Genomic DNA, 16,983 nt, shown 5'->3' with positions numbered 1-16,983 from the left:
CCCGCCGCATGACTGTGCTGCTGGACAATCTCGACGTGTTCGTCCCGGCGTTCGGGAACACGCTGGTGCTGTTCGCCGTCTCCCTCGTCTTCGCCCTGATCCTCGGGACGATCGTGGGCGCGATGCGCGTCTCGCCCATCCCGATCGCGCGAGCGCTCGGGACGGTGTACGTGAACACTGTCCGGAACACGCCGCTCACGCTCTTGATGTTCTTCTTCGCGTTCGGCTATCCGAAGCTTGACCTGCCCGATGTCGACTACACGAACCTCGCGATCTGTGCACTCAGCCTGTACACCGCGACCTACGTCGCGGAGGTCCTCCGCTCCGGCATTAATACGGTGCCTATCGGTCAAGCCGAGGCGGCCCGCGCGATCGGCCTCGACTTCGGTCTCACGATGACCCAGGTCGTCCTGCCGCAGGCTTTCCGCTCGGTGATCCCGCCGCTGATGAGCATTCTGATCGCCCTGCTGAAGAACACGACCGTCGCCGCGGGCTTCTCGGTTGCCGAGGCGGGCACTATCGTCCGCGTCCTGAACGAGCGCGGCGAGAACAGCCTCATCGTGGTCCTCTGGGTCGCCGTAATCTTCGTGATCCTGGTCACCCTGCTCTCGCTCGTCCAACGTCAGCTCGAGAAGAAGTGGAGGGTCGCCCGATGAGTTCCGTCCTCTTCGACAACCCGGGCCCGCGCGCCATTGCCCGCAACCGCATCATCGGCGTTGTCGTCGTCCTGCTGGTCGCCGCGCTGATCGCGTTCATCATCTGGCGCTTCGCCGAATCCGGGCAGTTCAGCGCCTCGAAGTGGCGCGCCTTCGGCTATCCGCTGGTCTGGCGGAGCATCGGGGCCGCGCTCGGACAGACTCTCGCCGCATTCGCCACGGCCGGAGTCGCCAGCATTGTCCTCGGCCTCGTGCTGGCAATCGGCCGCCTCTCGGACCACCGCTGGGTGAACGTCCCGGTGACGCTCTTCATCGAACTGTTCCGCGCGATCCCCGTCCTCATTCTGATGATGCTGATGTATTACGGCCTGCCGTTCGCGGGGCTCAAGCTCAGCCCCTACCTTGCCGTTGTCATCGCCCTCACGCTCTACAACGGCTCGGTCTTTTCCGAGATCTTCCGCGCCGGCATCGAAGCCCTCCCACGAGGGCAAAAGGAGGCAGGCTACGCGATCGGCCTGCGCAAGGCCGGGGTCATGCGGCTCATCCTCTTCCCACAGGCCATCCGCTCGATGCTGCCGGTGATCATCGCCCAGCTCGTCGTCGCCCTCAAGGACACGGCGCTCGGCTCGATCATCACCTACAACGAGCTGCTCTACTACGCGAAGTACCTGGGCAACCAACCGAGCCTGGATAGTCCGATCATCCCGGCGGCCATCGTGATCGGAGCCATCTACATCAGTATCTGCCTGCTGCTGTCCGGACTCGCGAAATGGATCGAGATTCGTACGCAGCGCGGCGGCCGCGGCGGGCGGGCGCTCGGCGGACATCCTGCAGCCCGTGCGACGACCGACACGCAACTGATCGCTGTGCAGGATTGAAGAGATCCCCATCGATGGTCTTGGCGCTCTCGCTCGACGGCCGGGCTTCGTCGGGTTCGGAGAATACCTGCCGCCCGGCACTCTGCTTGCGGAACCAACCAGCAACGTTCACGTTGCCAGCCGGATCCAGTAGAAATGTGATTCATGCGGAACACACCTCACTTCGTCCTCGACTCTGACGAGGAGATCCGGCGTCTGATTCGCCGCCATCCTTGGGCGACGATCGTGTCCCACACCGCTGCCGGACTCGTGGCGAGCCACTACCCCGTGCTGCTCGATGAGCGCAATGAGGATGAGATCGTCCTCCTGAGCCATGTCGGCCGGCCGGACGAGGTGGCCCTGGAACTCGGCGACCGGGAGCTCCTCGTGATCATTCAAGGGCCACACGGATACATCTCGCCGAGTTGGTATGCACCGGGCGCGTTCGTCCCGACCTGGAACCACGCCACGGCCCATCTCTGGGGCACCCCGGAACTCCTCAGCGAGGACGAGAACCTTCGAACTCTCGGTCTGCTCGTGGACACTTTTGAGCAGCACGTCCCCGACCCGCGGAGTATCGACATCGATCTGGACCTCGCTCGACGCGCTGCCGTGGGCACCGTGGGATTCCGCCTCAGGGTGACCCGGTCCGACGCGCGGACGAAATACAGTCAGAACAAGCCGTCGGAGGTTATCGACAGCGTGATCGCGCATCTCCGCTCAGATGGCGCCTATCAGAACGCCGCCCTCGCTGAGGAGATGTCGCGTCATTTCGCTGCCGCACGTGCTCGTGAAGCACGCTAGGAGACCAGCCGCGATTCGTCAGTCCCGGCGGCGGAGCGAGAGAGCGGACGGGGAGGCATCCGCGGCGCGTCGGCGGGCGGAGGGCCTCGCCTACACTGGGGGATCGTGTCCGACAGCAACCCGATCACCGACGAGGCCGTCTCCGCAGCGGTCGCCGACGCCCTGGCCGCCATCGGCGCGGCAGGCGACTCCGCCGCTCTGAAGGCCGCCCGAGCCGCCCACCTCGGCGAGGGCTCCGCTCTGGCAAGGCTGAACGCGCAGATGCGCTCCGTCCCGCCCGAGCACAAGGCCGCCTCAGGCAAGCTCGTCGGAGGCGCCCGCAAGCAGGTGAGTGACGCGTACGCCGCCCGCGAGGCCGAACTGGTCGAGGCCGAGGAGGCTGCCGCGCTCGAGGCCGAGCGTGTGGATGTCACAGCTGGCGCGAGCTTCGTGCGGCGCGGCTCCCGCCATCCGCTCTCGCTGCTCCAGGAGTCGATCGCCGACGTGTTCGTCGGGATGGGGTGGGAGATCGCGGAAGGGCCGGAGCTCGAGAACGAGTGGTTCAACTTCGACGCCCTCAACTTTGATGAGGACCACCCGGCGCGCGCGATGCAGGACACCTTCTTCGTCGATCCGGTCGACTCCCACCTGGTGCTGCGCACGCACACCTCGCCCGTGCAGATCCGCTCGATGCTGGAGCGCCCGCTGCCGCTCTATGTCATTGCTCCGGGCCGGGTCTACCGCACGGACGAGCTCGACGCCACACACACGCCCGTCTTCACGCAGTTCGAGGGCCTGGCTGTGGACCGCGGGCTGACGATGGCGCACTTGCGCGGAACCCTCGAGCACGTCGCCCGCATTCTCTTCGGCGACGACGCGCGAATCCGCCTGCGGCCCAACTACTTCCCCTTCACCGAGCCGAGCGCCGAACTCGACATCTGGCATCCCACCTTCGTCGGTGGTGCGCGCTGGATCGAATGGGGCGGCTGCGGCATGGTCAATCCCAGGGTTCTGCGCTCAGCGGGCATCGACCCGGACGAGTACTCCGGCTTCGCCTTCGGGATGGGAATCGAGCGGACCCTGATGTTCCGCAATGACGTGAAGGACATGCGCGACATGGTCGAGGGCGACGTCCGCTTCAGCGAGCAGTACGGAATGGTGATCTGATGCGCATCCCGCTGAGTTGGCTGGGCGAGTACGTCGATCTTGCTCGGGACGTCACGACGGAGTCGGTGCATGCGGCCCTGGTGTCGGTCGGGCTCGAGGAGGAGGACGTGCACCGCTTCGAGGTGACCGGCCCCGTTGTCGTCGGTGAGGTCCTCGACCTCGCACCCGAGCCGCAGAAGAACGGCAAGACGATCAATTGGTGCCACGTACGGGTGGCTCCGGAGGGCGAGCGCGCGGCCGACGGCGGCGCGGACGTCCGCGGGATCGTCTGCGGCGCACACAACTTCGGTGTCGGCGACAAGGTCGTGGTCTCACTCCCCGGCGCGGTGCTCCCCGGGCCGTTCCCGATCTCGGCGCGGAAGACCTACGGCCACGTGTCCGACGGGATGATCGCGTCTAGCCGCGAGCTTGGCCTCGGCGAGGATCACGACGGCATCCTCCGCTTGGCGACCCTCGGCGTCGACCCGGAGCCTGGGACCGACGCGATCGCGCTCCTCGGACTGGACGACGCGGCGGTCGAGGTCAATGTGACCCCCGACCGTGGCTACGCCTTCTCCATTCGCGGTATCGCCCGCGAGTACGCTCACGCCACCGGTGCGGTCTTCCGCGACCCGGCGCAGGCCCTGCCCGCACACGAGCGAGCGGAGTCGGCTCCCGTCTTCCCCGTGCGGGTCGCCGACGAGGCCCCGATTCGCGGTAGGAGTGGCGCCTCGGTCTTCGTGACGCGCGTCGTCCGCGGAATCGACACGTCGCGTCCGACTCCGCCGTGGATGCTCGCGCGGCTCCGGCTCGCGGGCGTCCGCTCGATCTCGCTCGTTGTCGACATCACGAATTACGTCATGTTCGAGCTCGGGCAGCCCCTGCACGCGTACGACCTGGCGACGCTGCAGGGCGGCATCGTTGTGCGCCGAGCTATCGCAGGCGAGACGCTCGAGACTCTTGACGGGCAGACCCGTCGTCTGCACGCGGAGGACCTCGTCATCACGGATGACGGCGGAGCGATCGGTCTGGCCGGCGTGATGGGAGGGGCGCGCACTGAGATCTCGGGCGGCACCTCCGACGTGCTCATCGAGGCCGCGAACTTCGACCCGGTGTCGGTCGCGCGCACGGCCCGACGGCACAAGCTGCCCAGCGAGGCCTCGCGGCGCTTCGAGCGCGGCGTCGATCCTCTGGTCGCGCCCGTCGCCGCCGCTCGCGCGGTGCAGCTGCTCGTCGAGCTAGCCGGCGGCACGGCGGACGAGTTGGGGTCGGTGCTTACCGATTCTCGCGTTGTCGAGCCGATCGAGCTGCCCGACGGCTACATCGCCGGGTTGATCGGAGTCGCGTACACGCCGGAGGACATCCGCGGGGCTCTTCTCGAGGTCGGCGCCTCCGTCGAGGTCGGGGGAAGGGGCCTGCTGGTCACACCGCCGAGCTGGCGTCCCAACCTGACGGACCGAGCGGCGCTCGCGGAGGAGGTCGCTCGCATCACCGGCTACGACCGGATCCCCGCCATTCTCCCCGTCGCCCCACCCGGACGTGGGCTCACCGCTGGCCAGCGCCTGCGCCGGACCGTCGCCCAGGCGCTCGCCGCGTCCGGGCTGACGGAGGTGCTGTCGTACCCGTTCCACTCGCGCTCGATGAACGACCGGCTCGGTTCCGTCTCGGGCGAGCCGCAGGAGCAGATCACCCTCGCCAATCCACTCGACGCGACTGCCGCCCAGCTGCGGACCTCGCTCCTGCCCGGTCTGGTGCAGGTGGCGGCGCGCAACCGCTCGCGCGGGTTGGTTGACCTCGCGGTCTACGAGCTCGGTTCGGTCTTCCTGCCCGAGCGGGGTCGCCCGTTCGGCTCCGGCGCGCTCCCCATCGGTGGTGCGCGTCCCTCCGCCGAGGTCGAGGCCGTGCTCAACGCGGGGATTCCGCTCCAGCCGCTGCACCTGGGCGCGTTGCTCACTGGTGCCGCCGTCCCGCGCCAACCAGGCGTCGCGGGCCGCGAGGTTGACTGGCGCGATGCACTGGACGTCGTCCGCGAGGTCGCCGCCGCGAGCGGCGCCGAACTGATCCTGCGCCAGGGCGCGCATGCCGCGCTGCACCCGGGGCGCACCGCCGAGGTCGTTCTCGACGGCGCCGTCATCGGTCACGCCGGTGAGCTGCTGCCTGCGCTCGCCGAGGAACTCGACCTGCCGCGCCGCGTCGCCGTCGTTGAGCTTGATCTCGATCCTCTGCTCTCTCAGGCCGGGAGGGTCGTGGTGGCCCGCCCCGTCGGGGCACTGCCGGCCGCGACGCAGGATCTCTCGCTCGTCGTCCCCGTCGCGACGGCTGCCGGCGACGTGCGCGCCGCCGTTGCCGACGGCGCGGGGGAGCTGCTGGAGGCGATCCGACTCGTTGATGACTACCGCGGTACCGGCCTCGCAGCGGGTACCAAGTCGCTCACGTTCGCTCTGCGCTTCCGTGCTCCGGACCGGACGCTCACGGCGGCCGAGGCGACGGCCGCGAAGGAGGGCGGCGTGCGGGTCGCAGCGGAGCGCTGGGGTGCTCGTCTGCGGGAGTGACGGCGGCGGTCCGGCGTCACCGGGCAAGGCTCGGACCCGTACCGGCTAGGCTTTCGGGCATGACTTTCTCCGTGGCGGTAGCCGGTGCGAGCGGCTACGCAGGCGGCGAACTCCTGCGCCTCCTCGCGAGTCACCCCGAGTTCGAGGTGCGTACGGTAACGGCGCACGCCAACGCGGGTCAGCCCCTGGTGGCCGTGCATCCGCATCTCCGGTCGCTGCGCGAACGTGTCCTCGTCGACACCACGACCGACAACCTCGCCGGCCACGACGTGGTGTTCCTCGCTCTTCCCCACGGGAAGTCGGGCGAGATCACGGCGACCCTTCCCCAGGACGTGCTGGTCGTGGACTGTGGGGCCGACCACCGGCTGACCGACCCGCAGGACTGGGCCGACTACTACGGGGGCGACTTCGCGGGTGCCTGGCCCTACGGTCTGCCGGAGCTGCTGATCGGAGGCGGCGGACGTAGGCAGCGTGCGCAGCTCGCGGGAGTGCGGCGGATCGCCGTTCCCGGCTGCAACGTCACCGCGATCACCCTCGGCCTCGCCCCTGGCCTGCATGCCGGCGTGGTCGAGCCCGTCGACCTCGTCTCGGTGCTGGCCGTCGGCCCGTCCGGGGCAGGCAAGAGTCTGCGCACCGATTTGCTGGCGAGCGAGTTGCTCGGCTCGGCGCACGCCTACGGTCTGGCTGGCGCGCACCGCCACAACCCCGAAATCCGGCAGAATCTCCTCCTGGCCGGTGCCGGTCCTGTGTCGATCTCGTTCACGCCTGTGCTGGTGCCAATGTCACGCGGCATCCTCGCGACCTCGACCGCTCGGCTCACTCCCGGCGTCTCGACCCAGGACGTCCGCGCCGCCTGGGAGACCGCGTACGGTGACGAACTCTTCGTCCAGCTGCTCCCCGACGGCTCCTTCCCGCGAACCGCGGATGTGGTCGGTGCCAACACGGCGCTCATCGGACTCGCCGTCGATGAGCGCGCTCGCCGTGTGGTCGTGGTCACCGCGATCGACAACCTGGTCAAGGGCACCGCCGGCGCGGCTATCCAGTCCGCCAACATCGCCCTGGGGCTCCCCGAGTCCCTCGGTCTCAGCGTGAACGGAGTCGCGCCGTGAGCGTCACTGCTGCCGCAGGATTTCGGGCGGCGGGCGTCGTCGCGGGCCTGAAGTCGTCGGGAGGGCGCGACGTCGCCCTCGTGCACAACCTCGGTCCGCTGCAGAACGCTGCCGCGGTCTTCACGAGCAACCGCTGCAAGGCGAATCCCGTGCTCTGGAGCGAGCAGGTCATCGTCGACGGCGTCGTCTCGGCGATCGTGCTCAACTCCGGAGGCGCCAACTGCTACACCGGCGCCCAGGGCTTCCAGGTCACCCACCGCACCGCCGAGCTCGTCGGTGAGCGGCTCGACGTCTCGGCGGGCGACGTGCTCGTCTGCTCCACCGGCCTGATCGGCGACCAACTCGACCTCGCGGCGCTCACCGTAGGAGTGACCGGCGCGTCCGCCGAACTCGCCGTGGGCGACGAGGCAGGAGAGGCTGCGGCCCGCGCGATCATGACGACCGACACCGTCCCCAAGCAGGCGACGGTGCGCTCGGAACAGGGCTGGTGCATCGGCGGCATGGCCAAGGGTGCCGGGATGCTCGCGCCCGGACTGGCGACCATGCTCGTGGTGCTCACCACCGACGCCGTCCTGGAGTCCGCCGACCTTGACCGCGCGCTTCGCGCGGCGACTCGCGTGACCTTCGACCGGCTCGACTCAGACGGCTGCATGTCGACCAACGACACCGTCGCACTGCTCGCGAGCGGAGCGAGCGGAGCGGCGCCGGCCGTCGCCGAGTTCACGGCCGCGCTCACCGAGGTTTGCCGCGACCTCACCCTGCAGTTGCAGGCCGACGCCGAGGGCGCTGCCCACGACATCGCGATCCGCGTGCTCAACGCCGCGACCGAGGACGAGGCCGTCGTCGTCGCCCGCGCGGTCTCGCGGAGCAACCTCTTCAAGGCCGCGATTTTCGGCAAGGACCCCAACTGGGGTCGGGTGCTCGCCGCCGTCGGCACGACTGATGCGCAGTTCGATCCCTACGGCATCGACGTCGCACTGAATGGTGTCCAGGTCTGCCGGGCGGGCGAGCCGCACGACAGCCGCGACCTCGTCAACCTCACCCCACGCGGCGTCACGGTCGACATCGACCTGCACGCGGGAGCGGCGACCGCGACGATCTGGACCAACGACCTCACGCACGACTACGTGCACGAAAACTCCGCCTACTCGAGCTGAGCCGACGATGACCGACGAGACCCCGGCACAGGCGGAGAACCACGCCCTGCGCGACGCTGCGCCGGGCAAGGCCGCGACGTTGATCGAGGCGCTGCCGTGGCTGCAGCGCTTCCACGGCCGGACGATGGTGATCAAGTTCGGCGGCAATGCGATGGTCTCGGAGGAGTTGCAGCGCGCCTTCGCGCAGGACATCGTCTATCTGCGCTACGCCGGCATCCGCCCGGTGGTCGTGCACGGCGGCGGACCGCAGATCTCACGGATGCTCGACCGACTCGGCATCGAGAGCGAGTTCCGCGGCGGCTACCGGGTGACGAGTCCGGAGGCGATGGAGGTCGTGCGCATGGTGCTGACCGGCAGCATCAGCCGCGACATCGTGCGCCGGATCAACGAGCACGGGCCGCTGGCTGCCGGCATCTCCGGTGAGGACGCGGGGCTTTTCGTCGGGCGCCGTCGTGGCGTCGTGATCGACGGTGAGGAGTATGACCTCGGCCTGGTTGGCGACGTCATCGCCGTCGACCCCGCCGCGGTCCTCGCTCAGCTTGAGGCCGGGCGCATCCCCGTCGTCTCGTCGATCGCGCCCGACTCCGATGACCCGACGCAGTCTCTCAACGTGAACGCGGATGCGGCAGCCGCCGCCCTCGCCGTGGCCCTTGGCGCCGAGAAGCTGGTCATCCTCACCGACGTGCCCGGCCTCTACTCCGACTGGCCCGACCGCGAGTCGCTCATCCCGCACATCCGCTCGGACGAACTCGCGGCCCTGCTGCCGTCGCTGGAGTCGGGGATGATCCCGAAGATGACCGCCTGCCTCGATGCCGTGCGCGGGGGGGTGCCGAAGGCTGCAATCATCGACGGCCGCAGTGCGCACTCGATCCTGCTCGAAGTCTTCACCTCGGAGGGGATCGGAACCGAGGTCGTGGCGTCAGCCGATCCTCGCGACCGGGAGCGAATGTCGGGCCGCTGATCCTCAGCGGCCCCGGCTCCGAGCGTCCGCCCCGTTCCGGGTGCGCGCACCGACGGCCCTCGCGGCCGGACCGCTTCGATCGAAAGGCCGCCATGACCATGCCCAGTGCCCCGACCGCTTCCCGCACCGCTTCGGCCCGTGAGCGCTACTCCGCCGCACTGATGCAGACCTTTGCTCCGCCGCTCGCCGTGCTCGAGCGCGGCAAGGGCTGCCGGGTGTGGGACGTCGATGGCCGCGAGTACCTCGACTTTCTCGGCGGGATCGCCGTCAATTCGCTCGGACACGCGCATCCGGTCTTCGTGGACGCCGTGGCCCGTCAGGCGGGCACGCTTGCGCACGTCTCGAACTACTTCGCCACCGCCCCACAAATCGAGCTCGCCGAGACCCTGCGCCGACTGACCGGCGCGGGAGACGCCGGGCGCGTCTACTTCGCGAACTCCGGAACCGAGGCGAACGAAGCCGCGTTCAAGCTGGCTCGGCTGAATTCGACCGGTGGACGGCACCGCATACTCGCGCTGCAGAACGCGTTCCACGGACGAACGATGGGCTCGCTCGCGCTGACCGGCAAAGCTGCGATGCGCGCGCCCTTCGAGCCGATGCCCGGCGGAGTCGAACACATCGAGGCGAGCATTGAGGCGCTCGAGGCTGCCCTTGACGAGTCGATTGCGGCAGTGATCGTCGAGCCGATCCAGGGGGAGGCGGGCGTCCTCCCGCTGCCCGCCGGTTTCCTCGAGCGGGCTCGGGAACTCACCCGCGGGCACGGCGCGCTGCTGATCATCGACGAGATCCAGACCGGCATCGGCCGGACCGGCCGCTGGTTCGCGTACCAGGAGGCGGGCATCCTGCCGGACGCGGTCACGCTCGCCAAGGGCCTCGGCGGCGGGTTCCCCGTCGGCGCGCTGGTGACCTTTGGCGAGGCGTCCGCTCTGCTGCAGAAGGGCCACCACGGCAGTACCTTCGGCGGCAATCCGTTGGCGACCGCGGTCGCCGGAGCCGTCCTCGCCGAGATCGAGCGCGCCGACCTCCTGGGCAACGCCCGCGAGCGCGGCGCCCAGATTGTCGCGGCCGTGACGGCGCTCGATTCCCCACTGATCGCAGGCGTGCGCGGCACGGGCCTGCTCCTGGGCCTCGCGCTCACGCAGCCCGTCGCCGCCGAGCTCGCCGCTGCCGCCCTCCAAGCCGGGCTGATCGTGAACGCGGCCAACGAGTCGAGCATTCGCCTCGCGCCGCCGCTGATCGTCACTGCCGCCGAGGTCGCGGAGTTCGCCGCCCGGCTCGGCCGCGCCCTCCAGAGCCTTTGACCCCCGCATCTCTCACCCCGCACCTCTCACCGAAAGCGACCAGCACCGTGACGCGCCACTTCCTCCGCGACGACGACATCACCCCCGCCGAGCAGGCCGAGATCCTCGATCTCGCGCTCGAACTCAAGCGTGACCGCTGTGCGCGCAAGCCGCTCGCCGGGCCACAGACCGTCGCCGTCATCTTCGACAAGTCCTCCACTCGCACCCGCGTGTCGTTCGCCGTCGGCATCGCCGACCTGGGCGGGAGCCCGCTGATCATTTCGACCGCGAGCAGCCAGCTCGGCGGGAAGGAGACTGCGTCGGACACCGCCCGGGTGCTGGAGCGCCAGGTCGCGGCGATTGTCTGGCGCACCTACGCACAGTCGGGTCTGGAGGAGATGGCGCGCGGCACCCGCGTCCCGGTCGTGAACGCGCTCTCCGACGAGTTCCACCCCTGCCAGCTGCTCGCCGACCTGCTGACGATCCGTGAGCACCGTGGGCATCTCGCCGGCCTGACGCTGACCTTCTTCGGTGACGGAGCCAGCAACATGGCACATTCCTATCTCCTGGCGGGCACAACGGCGGGGATGCACGTGCGCATCGTCTCCCCGGAGTCGTACGCCCCGGATCCTGCCGTGCTGGCCGACGCGCAGCGGATCGCCGCGACGACCGGCGGATCCGCCCTGACCACGACCGACCCGGCCGAGGGCGCGGCCGGCTCGGACATCGTGATCACGGACACCTGGGTCTCGATGGGCAAGGAGGGCGAGAAGGCCGCACGCGTCGCGACCTTCGGCGCCTACCGCGTCGATGCCACAACGATGGCCGCCGCGGCGCCCAACGCCCTGTTCCTGCACTGCCTCCCCGCCGACCGCGGCTACGAGGTGACCGCCGAGGTGATCGACGGTCCGCAGAGCGTGATCTGGGACGAGGCCGAGAACCGCCTCCACGCGCAAAAGGCGCTGCTGGTCTGGCTCCTCGAGCGCGCCGGAACCGCTCGCTAGACTCGACAGCCGACACCGAGGAGAACCATGACGGAACGACCCTCCGCCCGCGCGGGCGAGGCCGGAGCCCTGTGGGGCGGACGCTTCGCCGGCGGCCCCTCGCCAGAACTCGCAGCGCTCTCGAAGTCGACCCACTTCGATTGGCAGCTCGCGCCCTACGACCTGGCCGGCTCCCGAGCGCACGCTCGTGCGCTCGCCGCGGCCGGGTACCTCGACGAGTCAGAGCTGACGGGAATGCTCGACGCGCTCGACCGGCTCAGCGCCGCGGTCGCCGACGAGAGCTTCACCGCGGACGAGTCCGACGAGGACGTCCACGGTGCCCTCGAGCGAGGTCTGATGCTCGAGGCCGGCCCCGAGCTGGGCGGCAAGCTCCGTGCCGGGCGCTCACGCAACGACCAGATCGCGACCTTCGTGCGGATGTACCTCCGCGACCATGCCGCGATCGTCGCCGAACTCGTCGTGCAGCTCATCGATGCGCTCGCAGCGCAGGCGTCCGCCCACCCGTCCGCGATCATGCCCGGACGCACTCACCTCCAGCATGCGCAGCCCGTCTTGCTCGCCCACCACCTGCTCGCGCACGCGTGGGCGTTGTTGCGCGACCTCGAGCGCCTCCGCGACTGGGCGGTTCGCGCGGACGTGTCGCCCTACGGTTCCGGGGCGCTCGCCGGCTCGACGCTCGGTCTCGACGCCGAGGCGGTCGCGCGCGACCTCGGCTTCGCGGCGAGCGTCCCGAACTCGATCGACGGAACGGCGAGCCGGGACCTGGTCGCCGAGTTTGCCTTCGTCGCGGCGATGATCGGGATCGACGTCTCGCGGATCGCGGAGGAGATCATCCTCTGGAATACGCGCGAGTTCGCGTTCGTCACCCTCGATGACGGCTACTCGACCGGATCCTCGATCATGCCGCAGAAGAAGAACCCCGACATCGCCGAGCTGGCCCGCGGCAAGTCGGGTCGGCTTCTCGGCAACCTCACCGGGCTGCTGGCGACTCTCAAGGCCCTCCCTCTCGCGTACAACCGCGACCTCCAGGAGGACAAGGAGCCGGTCTTCGACTCGGTGACCACTCTCGAGGTGCTGCTTCCCGCTTTCAGTGGAATGATCGCCACCCTCACGTTCCACACGGAGCGGATGGCCGAGCTGGCGCCGCAGGGCTTCTCGCTCGCGACTGACGTCGCCGAGTGGCTCGTCACGAAGCACGTGCCGTTCCGCGACGCCCACGAGATCACTGGCGAACTGGTCAAGCTGGCGGAGTCGCGCGGTTGTGGCCTCGACGGCCTCGACGACGACGCGCTCGCCTCGGTGTCCCCGCTGCTGACTCCCGATGTCCGCTCGGTGCTCAGCATCGAGGGCTCCGTCGCGAGTCGCGACGGAGTGGGCGGCACTGCTCCCGCCCGGGTTGCGGAGCAGCTCGCGCAGCTGACCGCGCGTGTGCGTGTGGTGCGCGGCTCCCTCCGCGGGGATCGCTCGTGACTCTCGGCGGGGCGCCCGGGGATGACGGGCGTCCACCGCTGCCGCCCTGGCAACAGCGCACGTTGGTGATCGTCGCGACCGTGGTGATCGTCGCGGTGATCGTGATCACCCTGGTTTCGGGCCAGAGCTTCTTCTAGACGTGACGGTCGTGGACCTGTCCCGATCGGCCCTCGAGGTCGCCCCGGAACTGCTGGGCTGCGTCCTCCTGCACCGGACCGAGGAGGGCGTGGTCGGCGTTCGCCTGACCGAGGTGGAGGCCTACCTTGGCACCGGCGAGGACCCGGGCTCACACGCGCACCGCGGCCCTACCCCACGGACCGCGCCGATGTTCGGCCCGCCCGGGTCGATCTACGCGTACTTCACCTACGGGATGCACACCTGCGTCAACATCGTCTGCTCACCGGTGGGGACGGCCTCCGCTGTCCTGCTGCGGGCAGGCGAGGTCGTCGTCGGGCGCGAGCTGGCGCTGCAGCGGAGGGGAGCGGTGCGTCCGCGGGATCTGGCGCGGGGCCCTGCGCGCCTGGCGAAGGCTCTCGGCGTGCTGCTGTCCGAGTCCGGCGCCCCGCTCTCGGCGGCCTTCGAGCTGCGGCCGGCCGACGAGCCGGTCGCGGTCGTGTCCGGCCCTCGGACCGGAGTCTCGGGCGCCGGCGGCGGTGTCGAGTTCCCCTGGCGTTTCAGCAGTGCGGGCGATCCGACGGTGTCTCCCTACCGCCCGGCCGTTCAGCGCCGTCGGCCACGGGCTGAGCTCAGCCCGTGAGGAAGAGCCGGGCGAGGATCCCCAGCGCCGCCGACCACGCGAGGCTCGCGAGCGTGCCGATGATGAATCGTTCGCGCGCCTCCGCCGACGCGAGTTCGCTGAACCGGCCGACGCCCTTGATCGCCACCACGACCGCTACGCCTTCGGGCACCCCACTCAGGAGGGCACCCGCGGTCGCGATTCGCTCCAGAATGCCGATGGTCGTGCCTCCGCGCAGTACCTCGATCGGTTGCCCGATGGCGGTGGGGAGGCCTCCGGTCGTCCGCTGCGAGGCGGCGACCATGATGCCGCCGTGGCTGCCACTGCGGGAGTCGGCGGTCGCGAGGTCGAGTGTGAGCAGCACGACCGGCCCGCCGCCGAGGACGGCGAGCGCAAACGCGAGCACCGTGACGAGCACCGCGTGGACCGGGGGAGCCGCGGCGCCGGCGATCGCTGTGAGCAGGAACGCCGCCACTCCCGCACCGATCGCGATCCAGGCGAGCTGTGGGCGACGCAGGCGCATCGCGAGCAGGGCGCCGACGAGACCTGCCAGTAGCACCAGCACCACGCCGGTCCACGAGGCGGTCTGCACAGCGGAGTCGAGGAGCAGTGCGGGGGAGGCGAGGAGCAGTGCGGGGGAGCCGGGGGCATCCGTCATCAGGGGTTCCTCTCGTCGGTGGGATCGAGAGTACGGTCGACCACCGTCAGCAGGCGTGCGATCGCATCGCGGGCGGGTCCATCGACCCGGGCGCCGGCCGCGCGCACCCGCAGACTGACGGCTTGCGGAGTGACGGCGAGGCGTGTAGCCGCCTCCTTCTGCGAGATCCCGCTCTCGAGCAGGTCGACGATCTGCCAGCCGGCGGCAGTGCGCGAGTCGCGGAGCAGCAGCAGCGGATCGATCAGCGCCTGCACGTCCGCCGTGGTCGGCGCGGCGTCGCCGGGTGCGTCGGGATCGAGCGAGAACCGGGTGGGGCGTGTCTTCGCCGACTCGACCGCCCTCCGTGCGGCGAAGTAGGCCTCACCCCGAGCAGCACGGGTCGTCGCGGGAAGCGGATGCTCCACCGCTCCGATACCCAGACCGATGCTCCAGTGCTCGGCCCGGTGTAGGGCGAGCACGAGCGAAACCACCGCGTCTGCCCGGTCCAGTACGAACTGGAATTCGTCCCCCGCGGTACGTTCGGGCGGCAAGACGAAGGTGGTGCCTGCGCTCTCGAGAAGGTTCGCAATGGCGTGTTCCACCCGGTCGTCGTCGTGACGGCTGTCGCGCTGATCCGCGGTAATGACGAACACTTGTGCCTCCCCGATCAAGTATGCACACTTGATTCCCGCACATCAAGTCCACAAACTTGATGCTGTCGAGTCGACTCGCTCACTCGCGCGCTAGCCTGGAGGAGTGACCGACCAGGACGTCCGGGGATCCGCGACGAGCCCCCAGCTCGACAGCTCGTTCGACTCCGTGTGGGAGGAACTCATCTGGCGCGGATCTGTCCATGTCTCGACCGATCGCGAGGCACTCCGGGACCTCCTCTCGGGCGACCCGATCACCTACTACTGCGGCTTCGACCCGACCGCGCCGAGCCTGCACCTCGGCAATCTCGTGCAGCTCATCGTGATGCGGCGACTCCAGCTCGCCGGCCACCGCCCGCTCGGCCTAGTGGGAGGATCGACCGGACTAATCGGGGATCCGCGGCCGACAGCGGAGCGGTCGCTCAACTCCCGTGAGACCGTCGTCGAGTGGGTGGAGCGCCTGCAGACTCAGGTGTCCCGGTTCCTCCCGGTGGATGGCGACAATGGAATGCGACTCGTCAACAATCTGGACTGGACCGCTCCGCTCTCGGCGATCGACTTCCTCCGCGAGATCGGCAAGCACTTCCGGGTCGGCACGATGCTCAAGAAAGATGCAGTCAGCGCGCGTCTGAATTCCGACGCGGGCATCAGCTACACCGAGTTCAGCTACCAGATCCTGCAGGGCCTGGACTACCTGGAGCTCTACCGCCAGTACGGCTGCGTACTGCAAACCGGTGGCAGCGATCAGTGGGGCAATCTCACGAGCGGGACCGATCTGATCCACCGCACGGAGGGAGTGTCAGTCCACGCGATAGGCACGCCCCTGGTGATGAACTCGGACGGCACCAAGTTTGGCAAGAGCGAGGGGAACGCCGTGTGGCTCGACCCCGAACTGACTAGCCCGTACGCGTTCTACCAGTTCTGGGTTAACACCGACGACCGAGATGCCGTTGATCGGCTCAAGACCTTCACCTTCCTGCCGCGCGCCGAGATCGACCGGCTCGAGCGGGCCAGCACGGACGAGCCGTTCCGCCGCGAGGCCCAGCGAGCCCTGGCGTGGGAGGTCACCTCTTTGGTGCATGGCGAGGAGGTGACGCGGGCAGTGATCGACGCGTCGACCGCGCTCTTCGGGCGGGGCTCCCTGGTGGGGATCGATCCCACGATCCTCCGCGGCGCGCTGGACGCTGTCCCCTCGACGGAGGCGACCGCCGAAACCCCTGTGCTGCAGGCGTTCCTCGAGACCGGCCTCGTCGCGAGCATGGGGGAGGCGCGGCGGGCACTCGCTCAGGGCGGGCTTTCGGTGAACAACGTCCCGGTTCCCGGAGACGCTGCGGTCCTTGGCGAGCTTCCGCTGATCGACGGCATCGCCGTCCTGCGACGCGGCAAGAAGAGTTTCGCCGGGGCCTTCGTGCGCTGAGCCGGGTCGGTCAGCGAGCGGCCGGCGGACTCGATGATCACGACACGCCCGGGGCGGAAGGGATTTGCCGGGCGGTCGCGCGCCGACGTAATGTAACTCTTCGTCACCCCAAAGGAGCGGCAAGCGAGAGTCCGGCGCAGAGCGTCGAGACCAGCTGGCCCACCTCAAGCGGGGACCATCTCCTCGCCCCTGGTTTTTCCGAGATTCGTCTCTTGAAGACCGCGGGGTAGCGAGCGTAAGATGTAAAGCCTCCGCGGGACACGGTCCCGGCCTCGAAGCGATGCGTGACAGCAGCGCTGCGGTGCAGCGGGACGATCTCGATCCGACCGCGAACACCACGAAGAAGCCGGATTTGACACGGCCTGCGGGTGTGCTAGGTTAGTCGAGTTGCCACGGAGGCGGTCAGGACTTCGGTTCTGACAAGCCTAACCGGTCTCGGCAAAGTCGACAAATCGACAGGCTTTGGTCTTCGATGAATTTGTTTGACAATAATATTTTTCGATCACTCTCGTTGTGAAGTGCCTTTGTGGTGTGGAGGCGGGGTGTGTCCGATTCTTGAGAACTCAAC

General features: G+C 69.1%; 16 protein-coding genes. 14 read left to right on the top strand and 2 right to left on the bottom strand.

What is annotated here, in order from left to right:
• The first annotated feature begins 8 nt into the window (after positions 1–8).
• The 13 genes from HRF29_RS12800 to HRF29_RS12740 all read left to right on the top strand — a co-directional run bounded on the left by HRF29_RS12800 (position 9) and on the right by HRF29_RS12740 (position 13,732).
• Complete coding sequence (locus HRF29_RS12800) at positions 9–656, top strand: amino acid ABC transporter permease (RefSeq protein ID WP_173249232.1); 648 nt, start codon at positions 9–11, stop codon at positions 654–656.
• Positions 653–1,534 (top strand): amino acid ABC transporter permease, encoded by an 882-nt coding sequence (locus HRF29_RS12795; protein WP_173249231.1) that lies wholly within the window; start codon positions 653–655, stop codon positions 1,532–1,534. Before HRF29_RS12800 ends, HRF29_RS12795 begins: the two co-directional genes overlap by 4 nt.
• Before the next feature lie 144 nt (positions 1,535–1,678).
• Complete coding sequence (locus HRF29_RS12790; protein ID WP_173249230.1) at positions 1,679–2,317, top strand: FMN-binding negative transcriptional regulator; 639 nt, start codon at positions 1,679–1,681, stop codon at positions 2,315–2,317.
• A 105-nt stretch (positions 2,318–2,422) separates the two neighbouring features.
• Positions 2,423–3,463 (top strand): phenylalanine--tRNA ligase subunit alpha, encoded by a 1,041-nt coding sequence (gene pheS / locus HRF29_RS12785; protein WP_173249229.1) that lies wholly within the window; start codon positions 2,423–2,425, stop codon positions 3,461–3,463.
• The gene (gene pheT, locus HRF29_RS12780; RefSeq protein ID WP_173249228.1) at positions 3,463–5,994 is read left to right on the top strand and encodes a phenylalanine--tRNA ligase subunit beta; all 2,532 of its coding nucleotides are present in this window, start codon (positions 3,463–3,465) and stop codon (positions 5,992–5,994) included. Before pheS ends, pheT begins: the two co-directional genes overlap by 1 nt.
• Before the next feature lie 59 nt (positions 5,995–6,053).
• Complete coding sequence (argC, locus tag HRF29_RS12775; protein ID WP_173249227.1) at positions 6,054–7,103, top strand: N-acetyl-gamma-glutamyl-phosphate reductase; 1,050 nt, start codon at positions 6,054–6,056, stop codon at positions 7,101–7,103.
• Positions 7,100–8,260, top strand: coding sequence for a bifunctional glutamate N-acetyltransferase/amino-acid acetyltransferase ArgJ (gene argJ, locus HRF29_RS12770; protein ID WP_173249226.1), 1,161 nt, complete (start codon positions 7,100–7,102; stop codon positions 8,258–8,260). The genes argC and argJ overlap by 4 nt, the downstream gene beginning before the upstream one ends.
• A gap of 7 nt (positions 8,261–8,267) precedes the next feature.
• Entirely contained in the window at positions 8,268–9,221 is a 954-nt protein-coding gene (argB, locus tag HRF29_RS12765; RefSeq protein ID WP_173249225.1) for an acetylglutamate kinase, read from the top strand.
• Between the two features lie 98 nt (positions 9,222–9,319).
• Positions 9,320–10,522 carry an acetylornithine transaminase gene (locus HRF29_RS12760; RefSeq protein ID WP_173249345.1) on the top strand — a complete coding sequence of 401 codons (1,203 nt, stop codon included), beginning with the start codon at positions 9,320–9,322 and terminating at the stop codon, positions 10,520–10,522.
• A 47-nt stretch (positions 10,523–10,569) separates the two neighbouring features.
• Positions 10,570–11,505 (top strand): ornithine carbamoyltransferase, encoded by a 936-nt coding sequence (gene argF / locus HRF29_RS12755; protein WP_173249344.1) that lies wholly within the window; start codon positions 10,570–10,572, stop codon positions 11,503–11,505.
• Between the two features lie 27 nt (positions 11,506–11,532).
• On the top strand, positions 11,533–12,975 hold the full coding sequence (gene argH / locus HRF29_RS12750; RefSeq protein ID WP_173249224.1) for an argininosuccinate lyase: 1,443 nt from the start codon (positions 11,533–11,535) through the stop codon (positions 12,973–12,975).
• Positions 12,972–13,112, top strand: coding sequence for a hypothetical protein (locus HRF29_RS12745; protein ID WP_173249223.1), 141 nt, complete (start codon positions 12,972–12,974; stop codon positions 13,110–13,112). The genes argH and HRF29_RS12745 overlap by 4 nt, the downstream gene beginning before the upstream one ends.
• An 11-nt stretch (positions 13,113–13,123) precedes the next feature.
• On the top strand, positions 13,124–13,732 hold the full coding sequence (locus HRF29_RS12740; RefSeq protein WP_343043743.1) for a DNA-3-methyladenine glycosylase: 609 nt from the start codon (positions 13,124–13,126) through the stop codon (positions 13,730–13,732).
• Here the strand turns inward: HRF29_RS12740 and HRF29_RS12735 are convergent.
• Positions 13,722–14,369, bottom strand: a complete 648-nt coding sequence (locus HRF29_RS12735) for a hypothetical protein (protein ID WP_246227034.1) — start codon at positions 14,367–14,369, stop codon at positions 13,722–13,724. The genes HRF29_RS12740 and HRF29_RS12735 overlap by 11 nt on opposite strands.
• Positions 14,369–15,001, bottom strand: coding sequence for a DNA-binding protein (locus HRF29_RS12730; protein ID WP_187698447.1), 633 nt, complete (start codon positions 14,999–15,001; stop codon positions 14,369–14,371). The genes HRF29_RS12735 and HRF29_RS12730 overlap by 1 nt, the downstream gene beginning before the upstream one ends.
• 103 nt (positions 15,002–15,104) lie before the next feature.
• Between HRF29_RS12730 and tyrS the strand changes: the two genes are divergently transcribed.
• On the top strand, positions 15,105–16,415 hold the full coding sequence (gene tyrS, locus HRF29_RS12725; protein ID WP_173249221.1) for a tyrosine--tRNA ligase: 1,311 nt from the start codon (positions 15,105–15,107) through the stop codon (positions 16,413–16,415).
• Positions 16,416–16,983: the final 568 nt, after the last annotated feature.

The sequence above is a fragment of the Rathayibacter agropyri genome, assembly GCF_013249015.1.
GTDB classification, from domain to species: domain Bacteria; phylum Actinomycetota; class Actinomycetes; order Actinomycetales; family Microbacteriaceae; genus Rathayibacter; species Rathayibacter agropyri.
This window is presented reverse-complemented; position numbering and strand designations above follow the sequence as displayed.